Origin of the sequence: Kitasatospora sp. NPDC059747 (assembly GCF_042732955.1) — a bacterium.
In the GTDB taxonomy this organism is placed as follows: domain Bacteria; phylum Actinomycetota; class Actinomycetes; order Streptomycetales; family Streptomycetaceae; genus Kitasatospora.
In genome coordinates this window covers 1-15,408 of sequence record NZ_JBHWGV010000105.1, presented here as the reverse complement: position 1 = coordinate 15,408, position 15,408 = coordinate 1, and the positions used below count along the sequence as shown (strand labels likewise).

Here is a 15,408-nt window from a genome sequence, read left to right as displayed (position 1 = left end):
GCCCTGCTGCCGGTCCGAGCCCGGTCCCCGTCCGGACCGCCCGGAGCCCGCCCCGAGTCACCCCGTCCCCACCCTCCGTCCGCGCCCGCCCACGGCCGGAGGGCCCCCGGAGCCGCCCGGCTCCCCGCACCAGGAGGGCCGCCGTGCCGTTGTCCGACGACCAGCCGCACACCCGTACGCGGCTACCGGTCGGCGAACAGCCCTCCTCACAGCTGAACGGACGTCAGCCGCGACCGCTCCGCACCCTGCTGGCCGTCCTCGTCGTCGTCACGCTGCTCGTTGTCGCGATCTCCATCGCCAACCACGGCAAGCCCGACCCGGGCGGCACCGCCCGCTCCTCCGACCACGCCACCCCCACCGCACCCGCCGGCGCCGGCCCCGCCCCCAGCGGCGACCAGCCCGTCGGCACCACCAGCAACGGCATCCCCAGCGGCTACCCGCACACCGACCAGGGCGCCCAGTCCGCCGCCACCAACTACGCGGTCGCCCTCGGCGGCGCGGACATGTTCCGCGCCGACACCCGCCACACCATCGTCACCACCATCGCCGACCCGGCCGCCCTGCCCACCCTCCAGACCCGCCTGGACCAGGGCTTCGGCGGCGACACCGCCGCCCGCTACGGTCTCGACGCCCAGGGCCACGCCCCGAAGGGCCTCACCTTCGTGAGTCGCACCGTCCCCGTCGGCACCAAGCAGACCGGCTACAACGACGCCGAGGCGAAGATCGAGGTCTGGTGCTCCGGCCTCGCCGGCCTCGCCGGTGAACACTCCGTCCAGCCCGTGACCGCCAACTGGTTCACCATGACGCTCTCGCTCCGCTGGACGGCCGGCGACTGGAAGCTCAGTGACTACGCCAGCCGACCGGGCCCCGCGCCGATGCCCGGCGACCAGCAGGCCGCCACCGCCGACGAGATCACCGGCGCCGTCCAGCAGTTCGGGGGGTTCCGCTATGCCCGTTGACCAGACCACACGACGCTCCACCGTGCGCCGCGCGGGAGCGCTGGCGAGCGCCATGGCGAGCCTGCAGCTCGCCGGGCTGCTGATGGCCCAACGGGTCTTCGCGGATCCGACGCCGACGCCCTCCGCCACCCCGACCTGCCAGAAGGTCGATCTGCCGATTCCCGGCAGTGACGCGGGCTGTGCTCCGAACGGAGCCGTCGTCATCCCGGGCAGTGGCGCCGTAGGCACCGCCACCGACCCGCTCGGGTCGTTGGCCAAGGGGTGTGCGCAGGCGGCGGCGTGGGTCGTGCGGAAGTTGTCGGGGGCCATCGACGGGACGACGCAAGTGGACTTCACCAATGCGTCGTTCCTGCAGCAGTACGCGGTGGTGTTCGCGGCCTCGACGATCATCACGCTGGTGCTGTGGCTGCTCGCGGTGACGAAGCGGGCGGTGCGCGGGGCGCCGTTGACGACGGCGGTCTCGGAGGCGATCGGGTTCCTGTGGCTGACGGTCGTGGCGTCCGCGTTCACGCCGTTGATCCTCTACACCGTGGTGAGCGCCACGGACGGGCTGACCAAGGCGATCGCGGTCGGGACGAAGTCCGACACCGGGACGTACCTGGGCGGGTTCGCCGACACCCTGGAGAAGGGGGACATGGGTGGCGGGCCGCTGATCCTGATCATCGTGTCGCTGGTGGCGGTGCTCGCGGCGGCGGTGCTCTGGATCGAGCTGCTGATCCGGGCGGCGATGCTGTACGTGGGCGCGCTGCTGGGGACGGCGGTGTACGCGGGGCTGGTGGACAAGCAGCTGTGGAAGCACGTGCGCCGGTGGGCGGGGGTGATGGTGGCGGTGGACCTGGCGAAGCCGATCATCGTGATCATCCTGGGCCTGGCGGGTGCCGTCGCGACCGGTGCGGGGGCGAACGACGACTTCGCCCGGGTGCTGTCCGGCCTGGCGATCCTGTTCCTGTCGATCTTCGCGAGCGCGGCGGTGTACCGCTTCGTGCCGGGCTTCGGCGACGAGATCATGAGCATGCGGCACGCCCGCGCCAGCGCGGTGTCGGCCGGTTCGGCGATGATCAACGGCACCGCGAACCTCATGAAGCAGGGCATCACCACCCACGGCGACCGCGGCCCGCAGGGCGCGGGCGGCGGCGGGGGTGCGGGCGGGGGTTCGGTGGCCCCGGGCATCGCCGCGCACGCGGGCCGCACGCCGGCTCCGCCGCCGCAGGCCGGGCCGCCCCAGCAGGCCTCGGTTCCGATCCGCGACAGCAATCCAGCGAAGGGAGGGTGACGGGTAAGTGAGCAGTGAACCGCTCGGCCATTACGGTGCCCAGTACGCCCAGCCGTACGTGCACCAGCGCCGCACCTACCTGATCGGCAAGGCCCGCCCGAACGCGCCGATCGGCCGCAACCGGGAGACCGGCGAGATCCTGCTGATCATCTTCGGGGCGTTCCTCGGGATGCTCTGGGGCCTGATGATGCCGGTCCTGCCGCTGCGCATCGGCGGCCTGGTCGGCCTGCCCGCGCTGGCCATCGCGGCGGTCTACGTGCCGTACCGCAAGCGGACGTTCTACCGGTGGGCGGAGATCAACCGCACCTACCGGCGGACGGTCCGCAGCGGCCGCGCGGCGTGGCGTTCGGACGTGATGGACGCCGGCACCCGGCTGGACGGCCGGGAGGTGGAGGTCGGTCCGCCGCCGGGGGTGGGGCGGCTGCGCTGGCTGACGGCGCCGTTCGGGCCGGACGAGGTCGGGGTGCTGATGCACCTGGAGCGGCGCACGGTGACGGCCGCGATCGAGATCGAGGGCCCGGGCGTGGGCCTGCGCGACTCGGAGGACCAGGAGGCGCTGGTCGACCGGTTCGGCACGCTGCTGAAGCACGTCGCCAACGGGGACGGCTTCGTGACGCGGCTGCAGATCCTGGCCCGGACGCTGCCGGCCGATCCGGACGCGCACGCCAAGGACGTCGAGCGGCGCGGTGACCGCGACGCGCCGCGCTGGCTGCAGGAGTCGTACGACCAGCTGCAGTCGATGGTGTCGACCTCCTCGGAGCAGCACCGCGCGTACCTGGTGGCCTGCATGCACTACACCCGCGACCTCGCGGCCGAGGCACACGCGATGGGCCGGACGGCGACCGGCGGGCGGGCCCGGGACGACGAGGGCCTGGCGGCGGTGATGGCGCGCGAGCTGACCGACATCTGCGCCCGGCTCGCGGAGGCGGACATCCGGGTGCGCCAGCCGCTGGGCCAGGCCCGGCTGTCCTCGCTGCTGCACTCGATGTACGACCCGGACCACCCGATCGACCACATCCAGGCGATGTCCCGGCGCAACGCGTGGCCGGCCGAGCTGGACGCGACCCACCCGCAGTACCTGCAGGCGAAGACCCGCGAGTCGACGACCCGGGAGCCGTGGTGCCACGCCACCGCGTGGGTCAAGGAGTGGCCGCTCACCCCGGTGGGCGTCAACTTCCTCGCGCCGCTGCTGGTGCACACCCCGGACGTGATCCGGACGGTCGCCGTGACGATGGACCTGGAGCCGACCGACGTCGCGATCGAGCGGATGCTGACGGAGAAGACCAACGACGAGGCGGAGGCGAGCCGCGCGGCCAAGATGAACCGCACCGTCGACCCGCGCGACCTGGCCCACACCGGCCGGGTGGACCAGCGCGGTGACGACCTGGCCTCCGGCGCGGCCGGGGTCAACCTGGTCGGGTACATCACGGTGTCCTCGCGCAGCCCCGAGGCGCTGGCCCGCGACAAGCGGACCATCCGGGCGTCGGCCGGCAAGAGCTACCTCAAGCTGGAGTGGTGCGACCGCGAGCATCACCGCGCGTTCGTCAACACGCTGCCGTTCGCCACCGGCATCCGCCGCTGAGCCGCAAGCGCCCGTCCGTCCACCGCGGCCCGTCCACCCACTGAGCCGTTCCACCCACCAGGAGGCCGCCCATGGCGCTCGGCAACCTCACCGACGCGTTCACCAGCCTGATGTTCGGCAAGGTGGAGACCACCCGGTTGCCCGTGCGCACCTCGACCGGCCAGGCGCAGGCGGTCTACCTGCCCACCGCGGCACCGGGGCTGGGCGACTCGGGCGTGATCATCGGGCGCGAGGTGTACAGCGGCAAGGGGTACGTCTACGACCCCTTCCAGCTGTACGGGCAGCAGCTGCCGGCGCCGCACTGGCTGGTGCTGGGGGAGTCGGGCAACGGCAAGTCGGCGCTGGAGAAGACGTACGTCCTGCGGCAGTTGAGGTTCCGCGACCGGCAGGTGGTGGTGCTGGACGCGCAGGGCGAGGACGGCGTGGGCGAGTGGAACCTGATCGCCAACGCGCTCGGCATAAAGTCGATCCGCCTGGACCCGATGGCGGCCCGGGACGGCGGGGTGAAGCTCAACCCGCTGGACCCGGCGATCACCCAGACCGGTCAGCTGTCGCTGCTGCGCACCATCATCGAGGTGGCGATGGGGCGCGGCCTGGAGGAGCGGGCGGGCTTCGCGCTGAAGGCCGCGCACGCCCACGTGGTGGCCTCGGTGAAGGACCGCCAGCCGGTCCTGGACGACATCATCGACACACTGCGCAACCCCGAGCTGTCGTCGGTGGAGTCGCTGGGCGTCGCGGTGGACGAGGTGCAGCGCTGGGGCCTGGACGTGGCGCTGGTGCTGGACCGGCTGGTCGACGGTGACCTGCGCGGCATGTTCGACGGCTCGACCACCGACGGCATCGACCTGGACGCGCCGCTGATCGTCTTCGACCTCTCGCACATCGACCGCAACTCGATCGCGATGCCGATCCTGATGGCGATCGTCGGCGTGTGGCTGGAGCACACCTGGATCAGGCCGGACCGGAAGAAGCGCATCTTCCTGGTCGAGGAGGCCTGGCACATCATCAACAGCCCGTTCGTGGCGCAGCTGTTCCAGCGCCTGCTGAAGTTCGGCCGCCGGCTCGGCCTGTCCTTCGTCGCGGTGGTGCACCACCTGTCGGACGTGGTGGACGGCGCGGCGGCCAAGGAGGCCTCGGCGATCCTGAAGATGGCCTCCACCCGGACGATCTACATGCAGAAGGCCGAGGAGGCGCGGGCCACCGGCCGGGTGCTGGGGCTGCCGCGCTGGGCGGTGGAGATCATTCCGACGCTGTCGCCGGGCATCGCGGTCTGGGACGTCAACGGGAACGTCCAGGTGGTCAAGCACATCATCACCGACTCCGAGCGGCCGCTGGTCTACACCGACCGCGCCATGACGGAGGACGCGGTGGCCGAACGCGAGCGTGCCGAGCGGCAGTTGGCGGCCGAGCCCGGGGTCTGAGCCGGGCGGCCCCGGTGCGGGGGCCGGCACCGATCCGTTCACGACGGTTCGTCGACGAGTCACCCGGTCGTTACGTCAGAAAACCTGACAGCTACGCGCGTTGACCATAGGCTGCAGTTCGCGCACACCCACATCCATGCGCGCCTGCGCCGGTTCCGCGGCCGGGCGCTCCTAGGCGCAGGGACCTCCTCATGCTCACCCTCAGATCGCGACGCGCGGCGCTCGCCGTGGTCGCCGCGGCCGGACTGCTCGGCTCGGTGGCCGTGCCCGCGGCCGCCCAGGCCGCCGACGCGAACTCCCGGCGGCACAAGACCGTCAACCTCCAGCTGCTGGCGATCAACGACTTCCACGGCAACCTGGAGCCCCCGGCGGGCTCGGCCGGCACGATCCGGGAGATCGACCCGGCGACCGGTCAGCAGGTCAGCACCCCGGCCGGCGGCGTCGAGTACCTGGCGACGGCGCTGCGTCAGGCGCGCGAGGCGGCGGACGACTCGATCACCGTCGCGGCCGGCGACATCGTCGGGGCCAGCCCGCTCACCTCGGCGCTGTTCCACGACGAGCCGACCATCGAGGCGATGGACAAGCTCGGCCTGGACGTCACGTCGGTCGGCAACCACGAGTTCGACCACGGCGCCCAGGAGCTGCTGCGGCTGCAGAACGGCGGCTGCCACCCGGTCGACGGCTGTTACGAGAAGGGCCGCACGTTCCGCGGCGCCAACTTCAACTACCTGTCCGCCAACGTCACCGACGAGAACACCGGCGAGCCGCTGCTGCCGCCGTACTGGGTGACGAAGTCGCAGGGCGTGAAGGTCGGCTTCATCGGCGTCACGCTGGAGGGCACGCCGAACATCGTGACGGCGGCGGGCGTCAAGGGCCTGAAGTTCGGCAACGAGGTCACCACGATCAACAAGTACGCCGCCGAGCTCAAGGCCCAGGGCGTCAACTCGATCGTCGCGCTGATCCACGAGGGCGGCTACCCGGCCGGCAGCGTCTACAACTACGACTGCGGCGCGGCCGGGCAGGGCGTCTCCGGCCCGATCGTCGACATCGCGCGGAACATCGACCCCGCGGTCGGCGCCATCGTCACCGGCCACACCCACAACGCGTACGCGTGCATGATCCCGGACCCGAACGGCGTGCCGCGCTCGGTGACCAGCGCAGCCTCGTTCGGCCGGCTCTTCACCGAGATCGACCTAAAGCTCGACAAGACCACCGGCACCATCGTGCGTCCGTCGGTGAAGGCCGAGAACCACGTCGTGCGGCGCACGCTGCCCAAGGCCGAGGACATGAGCGAGCTGATCGCCCGCTACTCCGAGCTGGCCGCGCCGATCGCCAACCGTCCGGTCGGCTACATCGCCTCGGACATCAACGGCCGTGGCAGCGGCGACCTGGAGAAGCCGCTCGGCGACCTGATCGCGGACGCGCAGCTGGAGGGCCTCGCGCCGGCCGACAAGGGCGGGGCGCAGGTGGCGTTCATGAACCCCGGCGGCATCCGCTCCGACCTGGTTTACAAGGCGGCCGGTAGCGAGGGCGACGGAGTCGTGACGTATGGCAAGGCGTTCACCGTCCAGCCGTTCACCAACATGATGCAGGTCAAGACGCTGACCGGCGCCCAGCTGGTGCAGCTGCTCCAGCAGCAGGTCAGCGGGGGCAACGCCGCCGCGCCGAAGATCCTGCAGGTGTCCAAGAGCCTGAGCTACACCCTGGACATGCGCAGGACCGGGGCCGACCGGGTCGTCGTCGACTCCGTCCGGCTCAACGGCGCGCCGATCGACCCGGCCGCCACGTACCGGGTCGCGGCGAACGAGTTCCTGGCGGCCGGCGGCGACGGCTTCCCGGCGCTGGGCGCCGGCACCGACAAGCTCGTCGGCGCCTCGGACCTGGACGTCTTCGTGGCCTACCTGGGTGCCCACAGCTCGGCGTCCGCGCCGCTGAAGGCTCCGGCGCAGGACCGGATCAAGGTCATCGGCCCGGGCGTCGACGTCGACTGACCGTGAGCCGGACGGGGACGGGCGGGGCGCTGTCGGGGCGCCCCGCCCGTCCTTCTTCCTGTCCGGGGGCTACTCCCCGGTGGGGCCGCCGGGCAGGCGGACGGTGGCCAGGGCGCCCGGCCCGCCGTCCCCGGCCGGGCCGAGCGAGACCTCGCCGCCGGCGTCCCTGACGCTCTGCGCGACGATCGACAGCCCGAGGCCGGAGCCCGGGAGCTGGCGGGAGGAGGGGGAGCGCCAGAAGCGGTCGAAGACGTACTGCAGCTCGTCGGCCGGGATGCCGGGGCCGTGGTCGCGGACGGTCAGCACGCCCTGCCGGAGCCGGACTTCGATCGTGCCGCCGGGCGGGCTGTACTTGACCGCGTTGTCCAGCAGGTTGATCACGGCCCGTTCGAGGGCGAAGGCGTCGCCGTGGACGAACCAGGGCTCGGCCGCGGTGTCGAAGACCAGCCCGGGGCCGCGCAACTTGGCCCGCTCGACGGCCCGTTGGGCGATCTCGTGCAGGGCGACCACGGTGAGGTTCGGTCCCGGCTTCGGCGAGTCGGGGCGGGAGAGCTGGAGCAGGTCCTGGATGAGGACGGTCAGCTCCTGCATCTGGGCCTTCATGTTGCCCAGCAGTTTGGTCTTCGTGGCGGGCGGGAGCGGGCGGCCCGTGTCGTCGCTGCGGATCAGCAGGTCCACGTTGGTGCGCAGCGACGTGAGGGGTGTGCGGAGCTCGTGCCCGGCGTCCGCTATCAGCCGGGTCTGCCGCTCGCGGGAGTTGGCGAGGGCGGTGCTCATGGAGTTGAACGAGGTGGAGAGGCGGGCGATCTCGTCGTCGCCGTGGACCGGGATGGTGGTGCCGACCTCCTCGGTGCGGGCGATGTGCTCGACGGCGTCGGTGAGCTGGTGGACCGGCTTGAGCGAGGAGCGGGCGACGATCCGGCCGGCGACGGCGGCGAGGAGGATGCCGCCGACGGAGACGGCGCCGAGCAGGAGGGCGAGGCCCTGGAGGGACTCCTCGACGGACTGGGTCGGGCTGGCCACCATCAGCAGGGCGGGCTGCGGTCCGAAGTGGGTCAGCGAGACGCGGACGAGGGCGGGGGTGCCGTCGGTGAAGTGGCCGTCCCGGATGACCGACTGGCCGGGCCGCAGCTGGAACACCGCGGAGTCGCTCGGCCTGAGCACGATCGCCTTGGTCGCGGCCGGGGGCAGGCAGACCGCCGTCGGGTCCTTGACGACGTACTGGGTGTCCCGGGCGACGGAGGTGCCGTTCTCCGGGGCGACGCTCCGCGGCTGCGCCTGCAGGGCCGCCTGCGGGGTCTCGTAGCAGGGCAGGCTCTGGCCCCGGGGCGGCAGCGGGAGCGGCGCGCTCGCGAGGTCCGTCCGCACCTGGCCGTAGAGCTGCTTCTCGACGATGAACCAGCACGCCAGCGCCGACAGCGCGATGGCCACCGCCACCGCGGCCGCGCTCAGGAAGGTGAGGCGGCTGCGCAGCGAGCGGGAGCGGAACCAGTGCACGAGGCGCTGGACCCGGGACGGGCGCGGGGGCGCGAGGGGCGGGGGAGGGACGCGCGCGCCCCTGGCTCGCACGTTCACGCGCCGGCGCCGGCCGCGGGGCGCAGGGCGTAGCCGACGCCGCGTACGGTCTGGATGATCCTCGGCATGCCGCCCTGCTCGGTCTTGCGGCGCAGGTACATGACGTAGACGTCCAGGGAGTTGGAGGAGGGCTCGAAGTCGAAGCCCCAGACCGCCTTGAGGATCTGCTCGCGGGTGAGGACCTGCCGGGGGTGGGACAGGAACATCTCCAGGAGCATGAACTCGGTGCGGGTCAGCTCGACGGACCGGCCGGCCCGGGTGACCTCGCGGGTGGCGGTGTTCATCCGCAGGTCGCCGAAGGCCAGCACCTCGCTCTCGTCCTCGGCCGCCGCCCGGGCCGCGGCCTCGGTGGCGAGGGCGTTGCGGCGCAGCAGGGCGCGGACCCTGGCGAGGAGCTCGTCGAGCTCGAAGGGCTTGGCGAGGTAGTCGTCGGCGCCGACGTCCAGCCCGGTGACGCGGTCGCCGACGGCGTCCCTGGCGGTGAGCATCAGCACCGGGACGGTGTCGCCGCGCGAGCGCATCCGGCGGACGGCGGTGAGGCCGTCCATCCGGGGCATCATGATGTCCAGCAGGACGAGGTCGGGCCGGTCGCGTTCGACGGATTCGAGTGCCTCGTAGCCGTCGGTGGCGGTGGCGACCTCGTATCCCTCGAAGGCGAGGCTGCTCTCCAGGGCGTCCCGGAGCGCGGGTTCGTCGTCGACCACGAGGAGCCTGGCCGAGGTGTGGCCGGACTCGGCGGAGGTGCGGTCGTCGGCGGACGGGGTCATGGGCCGTTGCCCTTTCTCGTCGTGTGGGGGGACCTGCTCGGAGTAATTGTCCGTCTTACACGTTCTGGCCCGCCTGCAGTTTCGGCAGGACCTGCTTGATGTCGTTGATCGGGATGGCGAAGCCGAGGCCGACGCTGCCGGCCGAGCTGCTGCCGCCGCCCGCGGTGGAGCCGGTGCCGCTGGGCGAGTACATGGCCGAGTTGATGCCGATGACCTGGCCGTTCGCGTTGATCAGCGGGCCGCCGGAGTTGCCGGGGTTGAGGGCGGCGTCGGTCTGGAAGGCCTTGTAGGTGGTGGTGCCGCTGCCGCTCGGCTGCTGCTGCGAGCCGCGCAGGCCGGGCATGAACGGGAAGCCGTAGCCGCCGTTGCCACCGGTGGAGCCCTCGTCGACCTGGACGGTGACCTCGCGGTTCTCGGCGCTGATGATGCCCGAGGTGACGGTGCCGGTGAGGCCGTCCGGGTTGCCGATGGCGACGACCGGGTCGCCGACGGCCACGGCGGAGGAGTCGCCGAGGGTGGCCGGGGTGAGGTTCCTGGCGCCGCTCGCGGTGATCACCGCGACATCCAGGGACTTGTCGGTGCCGGTGACGGTGGCCTGCGCGGTCGAGCCGTCCTTGAAGGTCACGGTGATCTGGCCGCCGCTGTCGACCGCGCCGGAGATCACGTGGAAGTTGGTGAGGATCTGCCCGTTCCTGTCGAGGACCACGCCGGTGCCGGTGGCGGTGCCGCCCGGCGCCTTGACGGTGATCTGGACGACGCTCGGCGAGACGGCGGCCGCGATGGCGGCGACGTCGGCGCTGCCGTCGGAGCGGGCGGAGACCGGGCTGGCGATGGTGGTGCCGCGGGTGTCGGAGGTGCGCTCCTGGGAGGCGATGACCCCGCCGGTGACCCCGCCGAGGACGGCGGCGATCGCGGCGACGGCGGTGACCAGGACCAGCCGTCCGCGCAGCATCCCGCGCCGGGCCCGGGCACCGTGGCTCCGGGGCCCTTCCGGCCCCTCGGGGCTGCCGGGCCAGCCGGCGGACGGCGGGGTGGGGGGCAGGGGCGGCGGCGGGAGCGGGGTGTCGAAGCCGCCGCCGGAGTGGTCCTCGCGGTAGCCGTACGCGGGGGCGTCGGCGCCGGCGCCGACGGTGTCGTCGGTGCTGCTGCCGAGGACGGTGCCCTCGATGACGCGGTGCTCGTGCGGCGCGTGCGGTTGCGCGGACGGCTGCTCGCCGTGCTGCGTGCCGTGCTGCTCGCCGTACTGTCCGGTCCACCCGTACTGCTGCTCGCTGCGCTGCTGATCGCTCATGCTGAACAACGTCCGCCCGGCGGATGAGGATCGCATGAAAGCGGTCTCAGAAGGGTCCGAGAAGCCCGTTGACTTCTCATAAAGCCTGGTCAGGCGGCGCGGATGGGAGCCGGTGGCGGAATCGACTACTCCGCTTCCGTGGGGGTGGCCGGGGCGCCCGGTGCCGCTCCGTCGCAGCCGCAGGAACGCCGGACCACCAGGCGGGACGGGAACTTGCGGACCCGCTCGGTGTCCGAACCGGGCACCATCAGCGAGTCGTCCAGGACCAGGTCGACGGCGGCGCGCGCCATCGCGTCCCGGTCGGAGGCGACGGTCGTCAGCGGCGGGTCGGCGAGGGCGGCCTCGGGGACGTCGTCGAAGCCGGCCACCGCGAGGTCCTCCGGGACCTTCAGGCCGACCTCGCGGGCGGCCCGGAGCACGCCGATCGCCTGGTCGTCGGTGGAGCAGAAGATCGCCGGCGGCCGGTCGGCCGAGCGCAGCACGCCGAGCGCGACCTCGTACGCGCCGTAGCGGTGGAACGGCGCGTCGATCAGGTGCGGTTCGGTGGGCAGGCCGTGCGCGTCCATGGCCCGCTGCCAGCCCTCGACGTGGTCGATGACCGGGTCGCCGGGCGCGGGGGAGTCGACCGGGCCGCCGAAGCAGGCCACGTACGGGTGCCCGTGCACCTCCAGCAGGTGGCGCACGACGGCCTCGGCGCCGCCCACGTCGTCGGTGACCACCGCGACGTCGTCGATCGCCTCGGGGCGGCGGTGCAGCAGCACCACCTTCGCGCCCTCCATCGCGGCGAACTCCTCGGCGGCGCGCTGCGACGGGCCCTGGCTGACCAGGATCAGCCCGGAGACGCGCATGCCGAGGAAGGCGCGGACGTAGTGCACCTCGCGGTCGTCCACGTAGTCGGAGTTGCCGATCAGCACGAGCTTGCCGCGCTCGGAGGCGGCCCGTTCCACGGCGTGCGCCATCTCGGCGAAGAACGGCTGACGGGCGTCCGGGACGACCATGCCGATCAGGTTGGTGCGGCGGGAGGCCATCGCCTGGGCGACGCTGTTCGGCCGGTAGCCGAGCTGCTCGATCGCCGCGAGGACCTTCTCCTTGGTGGCGGGCGCGACCGGGCGCGGCCCGTTGTTGATCACGTAGCTGACGACCGCGGTCGAGGTACCAGCCAGTCGGGCTACATCGTCGCGCGTCACTTTGGCCACGCGTCGAGTCTACGCGTGTGGCGCCGGCGTCGGCAGTGGGACCTGGGGCTTCCGGCAGGTGGACGGGAGGCTGCGCGGGGGCGAACCGGACATGCCGGGCGGGATCACCCCCGCCCGGCGCGCGTCATGCCTCCAGGGGCGCCGCGGGGCGCGGGGCGAGCTCCGGGCGCTCCCCCTTCTCGGGCTTCTCCGGGACGACGAAGCGGTAGCCGACGTTGCGCACGGTGCCGATCAGCTGCTCGTGCTCGACGCCGAGCTTGGCGCGCAGGCGCCGGACGTGCACGTCCACCGTCCGGGTGCCGCCGAAGTAGTCGTAGCCCCAGACCTCCTGCAGCAGCTGCGCCCGGGTGAAGACCCGGCCGGGGTGCTGGGCGAGGTACTTGAGCAGCTCGAACTCCTTGAAGGTCAGGTCGAGCGCGCGGCCCTTGAGCTTCGCGGAGTAGGTGGCCTCGTCGACCGAGAGGTCGCCGTTGCGGATCTCCATCGGGCTGTCGTCGGCGACGACCTGGAGCCGGCCGAGCGCGAGCCGCAGCCGGGCCTCGACCTCGGCCGGGCCCGCGGTGTCCAGCAGGACGTCGTCGATGCCCCACTCGGCGGTCACGGCCGCCAGGCCGCCCTCGGTGACCACGAGGATCAGCGGGGAGCCGATGCCGGTGGAGCGCAGCAGCTGGCACAGGCTGCGGATCTGCGGCAGGTCCCGGCGGCCGTCGACCAGGATGACGTCGGCGCTGGGGGTGTCCACCAGGGCGGAGCCCTCGGCGGGCGCCACCCGGACGTTGTGCAGCAGCAGGCCGAGCGCCGGCAGCACCTCCGCGGAGGGCTGCAGTGCGTTGGTGAGGAGGAGGAGAGAACTCATACCCGGTGGTCCCCTTTCCGGGTCGTCGCGGTCGCTTCACGGCTGCCGCCACAGCCGGATGGCGCACGTGCTGAGGGTTGGGGGAGGGGTTCGGACGCCCGGAGCACACCGGAGGACAGGCCGGCGTGCACGGCGCGACGGCGCACGGGCCGGGGGTCCCGCAACCCCTGGCGCACCGTTTCTGCCCTGCTCATCCCGCGAACCCTCCGGTCGTGGTCCCGGGCCGGGCGGCGGCCCGGCACCGGGGTGGCGTCACCCCGGCCGGACGGGGCACGTCGTCGTGCCGCGAGAGGCGGGGCGGTTCCCGCGCACCGCCGGGGGTGGGCCGACGATTCGCAAGAACGTCCGTACTGGCGTCCTGAAAGCACAAAAGGACCCGGGGGCGACTCTGCCCGGATCCCTCTTGGAGGTCGAGAATAGCCGACCGGCCCCCGCACCGGGAGGGCTCGAATCCGGCGGTTCGCCCAATCCGGGCGCGCGCCGGGTGAGCCTGGTCACGGCTTCGAGCGGCGCTCGGGGTCCGTCCGGCCAGGGCGATTGCCGGTCGCGGCGGCGGACACGCCATCATGGGACGCACATCGGCGGCACCGCGCACGTCCACCTTTCGGGTGGTCGGACGGCCGCCCCGGTGGCGAGCCGGACCGGGCCACCGGACCGGGCGAGGACGACGAGAAGGGGTTGCCATGGGCGCGACCACCGAGCCCGCGAGCGGCGCCCGGGTGCGCGGGACGATCCGCTACTGGGCGGCCGCGAAGTCCGAGGCCGGACTGGCCGAGGAGCCGTACGAGGCGGCGACCCTGGCCGAGGCGCTGGCGGCCGCCAAGGAGCGGCACGCCGACCGGCCGAAGCTCGTGCTGCTCCTCGGGCACTGCTCCTACCTGGTGGACGGCGCCCAGGTGGGCGGCCGGGACCACGCGACCGTCGAACTCACCGAAGGCGGAACGGTCGAGGTACTGCCGCCGTTCGCGGGAGGCTGAGCGGCGTGACGGACACGAACGACGCGAACAACGGCGGCTACGGCGGCTGGCAGCAGCCGTACCAGGGCCACCCGCAGCAGCCGCATCCCCAACAGCCGCATTCTCAGCAGCCGCACCCGCAGCACGGGTACCAGCAGCAGTACGGCCACCCGGGGTACGGGCAGCCGGTGCAGCCGCCGATGGACGACGCGGCGACGGCCCTGCTGCCGCCCGTCCCGCCGATGGACGACGCCGCGGCCACGACGCTGCTCCCGCCCGTCCCCGCGATGGACGACGCGGCGACGACGCTGCTGCCCCCGGTGCCGCCGATGCACGACGCCGCGGCCACGACGCTGCTCCCGCCGGTGGTCGTCTCCGGCGCCATGCCCGTCGCGCCGCCGCAGCCCCAGCCCCTGGCGCAGCCGTATCCGCAGCCCCAGCCGCAGCCCCAGCCGCAGGCTCGGCCACAGGCCCGGCCCCGGCACGCCGCGCCCGCTCCGGTTCCCACGCCCCAGGCACCGGCCCAGGCGCCGGGCCTCGACCAGCCGACCATGACGCTCAAGCGGCCCACGGGCTCCGCCACCCCCATGGCGCCCACGGCACCCATGGCCCCCGGGGCGCCCGGCATGGCGCCGTACCCGGCCGTCCCGCCGCAGCCCGGGATGCCGACGGCGCCCGCCGCCGCGCCGACGGGGCCCGCCGCGCCGAGCGCCCACCGCACCGGCTCGCCGATCATCGAGCCGGGCATCCAGCCCGCGCTGATCACCGCGGGCGTCGCCGCCCTGCTGGCCGGCGGCGCCGCGCTGGGGCAGGTGGCGCTGGCCCTCGTGGTCGCGCTGCTCCAGGTGCTGACGGCGGCCGGCTGGTTCCGCCTGAACGGGATGTGGCCGGCCCGGCAGGGCATCGCCCTGGCCGCGCTGGCCGGGTTCACGGCCGACGCGGCGGTGCTGCTGGCGAGCGAGGACGGCGGCATCGCGGCCGTCGTCGGTACCCTCGGCGGGTTCTTCCTGCTGGTCCTGGTGCTGCAGACGTTCCGCCCTTCGGACCCGAAGGAGCGGTTCTACGCGCTGACCGTGCTCGGCTCGGCCACCGTGGTGACGGCGCTCTGCACGGCGCTGCTGGTGGCCGGCTGGGTGCCGGCCGGGGTCGGCGCGGTCGCGCTGGCGACCCTGCTGGCCGCGGCGCCGCTGCCCGGGCCGAAGGTGCTGGGCCCGGTGCTGGGTCTGGTGGCCGCGGTGGTGCTGGGCCTGCTGGTGGGCGCGCCGCTCGCGCTCGGCGCCCTGGCGGGCGTGGGCGCGCTGGTGGGCCGCCGGGTCGCGTCGTACGACTGGCCGTCCCGGTTCGTGCACATGACGGCGGGCGTGGCGCTGCCGCTGGCCGTGGCCGCGCCGCTGATCTGGCTGGCGACCGGGCTCCTGGCCTGACCCGGCGCCCCCGTACGACGGGGGGGCCCCCCCCCCCCGCGGGGGGGGGGGGGCGGGGGGGGGGGGGGGCGGGGGCGGGCGGGGGGCGCGGGGCGGGGGGGGGGGCGCGAGCGCGCG

At 73.5% G+C, this 15,408-nt stretch carries 12 protein-coding genes; 7 read left to right on the top strand and 5 right to left on the bottom strand.

All coding sequences use genetic code 11. From position 1 onward, the window contains the following. Positions 1-143 precede the first annotated feature (143 nt). The 5 genes from ACFV4G_RS33660 (at position 144) to ACFV4G_RS33640 (ending at position 7,226) form a co-directional block, all read left to right on the top strand. A complete protein-coding gene (locus tag ACFV4G_RS33660) occupies positions 144-959 on the top strand; it encodes a hypothetical protein (protein WP_380445977.1) in 816 nt (271 codons plus the stop codon). After that, on the top strand, positions 949-2,232 hold the full coding sequence (locus ACFV4G_RS33655) for a hypothetical protein (RefSeq protein WP_380445976.1): 1,284 nt from the start codon (positions 949-951) through the stop codon (positions 2,230-2,232). The genes ACFV4G_RS33660 and ACFV4G_RS33655 overlap by 11 nt, the downstream gene beginning before the upstream one ends. A 7-nt stretch (positions 2,233-2,239) precedes the next feature. Further along, entirely contained in the window at positions 2,240-3,814 is a 1,575-nt protein-coding gene (locus ACFV4G_RS33650; RefSeq protein ID WP_380445975.1) for an SCO6880 family protein, read from the top strand. Positions 3,815-3,885: 71 nt separating this feature from the next. Further along, positions 3,886-5,235, top strand: a complete 1,350-nt coding sequence (locus ACFV4G_RS33645) for an ATP-binding protein (protein WP_380445974.1) — start codon at positions 3,886-3,888, stop codon at positions 5,233-5,235. A 191-nt stretch (positions 5,236-5,426) separates the two neighbouring features. Next, positions 5,427-7,226 carry a bifunctional metallophosphatase/5'-nucleotidase gene (locus ACFV4G_RS33640; protein ID WP_380445973.1) on the top strand — a complete coding sequence of 600 codons (1,800 nt, stop codon included), beginning with the start codon at positions 5,427-5,429 and terminating at the stop codon, positions 7,224-7,226. Positions 7,227-7,295: 69 nt separating this feature from the next. Here ACFV4G_RS33640 and ACFV4G_RS33635 read toward each other — a convergent pair whose 3' ends face one another. From ACFV4G_RS33635 to ACFV4G_RS33615, 5 genes are all read right to left on the bottom strand, one after another. Continuing rightward, on the bottom strand, positions 7,296-8,723 hold the full coding sequence (locus ACFV4G_RS33635; RefSeq protein ID WP_380445972.1) for a sensor histidine kinase: 1,428 nt from the start codon (positions 8,721-8,723) through the stop codon (positions 7,296-7,298). A gap of 74 nt (positions 8,724-8,797) precedes the next feature. Continuing rightward, positions 8,798-9,568, bottom strand: a complete 771-nt coding sequence (locus ACFV4G_RS33630) for a response regulator transcription factor (RefSeq protein ID WP_380445971.1) — start codon at positions 9,566-9,568, stop codon at positions 8,798-8,800. Between the two features lie 55 nt (positions 9,569-9,623). Then, on the bottom strand, positions 9,624-10,859 hold the full coding sequence (locus ACFV4G_RS33625) for a S1C family serine protease (RefSeq protein WP_380445970.1): 1,236 nt from the start codon (positions 10,857-10,859) through the stop codon (positions 9,624-9,626). 125 nt (positions 10,860-10,984) lie between these two features. Further along, on the bottom strand, positions 10,985-12,055 hold the full coding sequence (locus tag ACFV4G_RS33620; RefSeq protein WP_380445969.1) for a LacI family DNA-binding transcriptional regulator: 1,071 nt from the start codon (positions 12,053-12,055) through the stop codon (positions 10,985-10,987). Between the two features lie 124 nt (positions 12,056-12,179). Next, positions 12,180-12,911: a winged-helix domain-containing protein gene (locus ACFV4G_RS33615; protein ID WP_380445968.1), complete on the bottom strand. Its 732-nt coding sequence runs from the start codon at positions 12,909-12,911 to the stop codon at positions 12,180-12,182. Positions 12,912-13,594: 683 nt separating this feature from the next. Here ACFV4G_RS33615 and ACFV4G_RS33610 point away from each other — a divergent pair. Both ACFV4G_RS33610 and ACFV4G_RS33605 read left to right on the top strand, forming a co-directional pair. Next, a complete protein-coding gene (locus ACFV4G_RS33610) occupies positions 13,595-13,888 on the top strand; it encodes a MoaD/ThiS family protein (protein ID WP_363651861.1) in 294 nt (97 codons plus the stop codon). 5 nt (positions 13,889-13,893) lie between these two features. Continuing rightward, entirely contained in the window at positions 13,894-15,291 is a 1,398-nt protein-coding gene (locus ACFV4G_RS33605; protein WP_380445967.1) for a hypothetical protein, read from the top strand. Positions 15,292-15,408: the final 117 nt, after the last annotated feature.

Coding starts and splice junctions, on each gene's coding strand:
- ACFV4G_RS33640 (WP_380445973.1), top strand. CDS start 5,427: ATGCTCACCCTCAGATCGCGACGCGCGGCGCTCGCCGTGGTCGCCGCG.
- ACFV4G_RS33655 (WP_380445976.1), top strand. CDS start 949: ATGCCCGTTGACCAGACCACACGACGCTCCACCGTGCGCCGCGCGGGA.
- ACFV4G_RS33615 (WP_380445968.1), bottom strand. CDS start 12,911: ATGAGTTCTCTCCTCCTCCTCACCAACGCACTGCAGCCCTCCGCGGAG.
- ACFV4G_RS33630 (WP_380445971.1), bottom strand. CDS start 9,568: ATGACCCCGTCCGCCGACGACCGCACCTCCGCCGAGTCCGGCCACACC.
- ACFV4G_RS33625 (WP_380445970.1), bottom strand. CDS start 10,859: ATGAGCGATCAGCAGCGCAGCGAGCAGCAGTACGGGTGGACCGGACAG.
- ACFV4G_RS33610 (WP_363651861.1), top strand. CDS start 13,595: ATGGGCGCGACCACCGAGCCCGCGAGCGGCGCCCGGGTGCGCGGGACG.
- ACFV4G_RS33645 (WP_380445974.1), top strand. CDS start 3,886: ATGGCGCTCGGCAACCTCACCGACGCGTTCACCAGCCTGATGTTCGGC.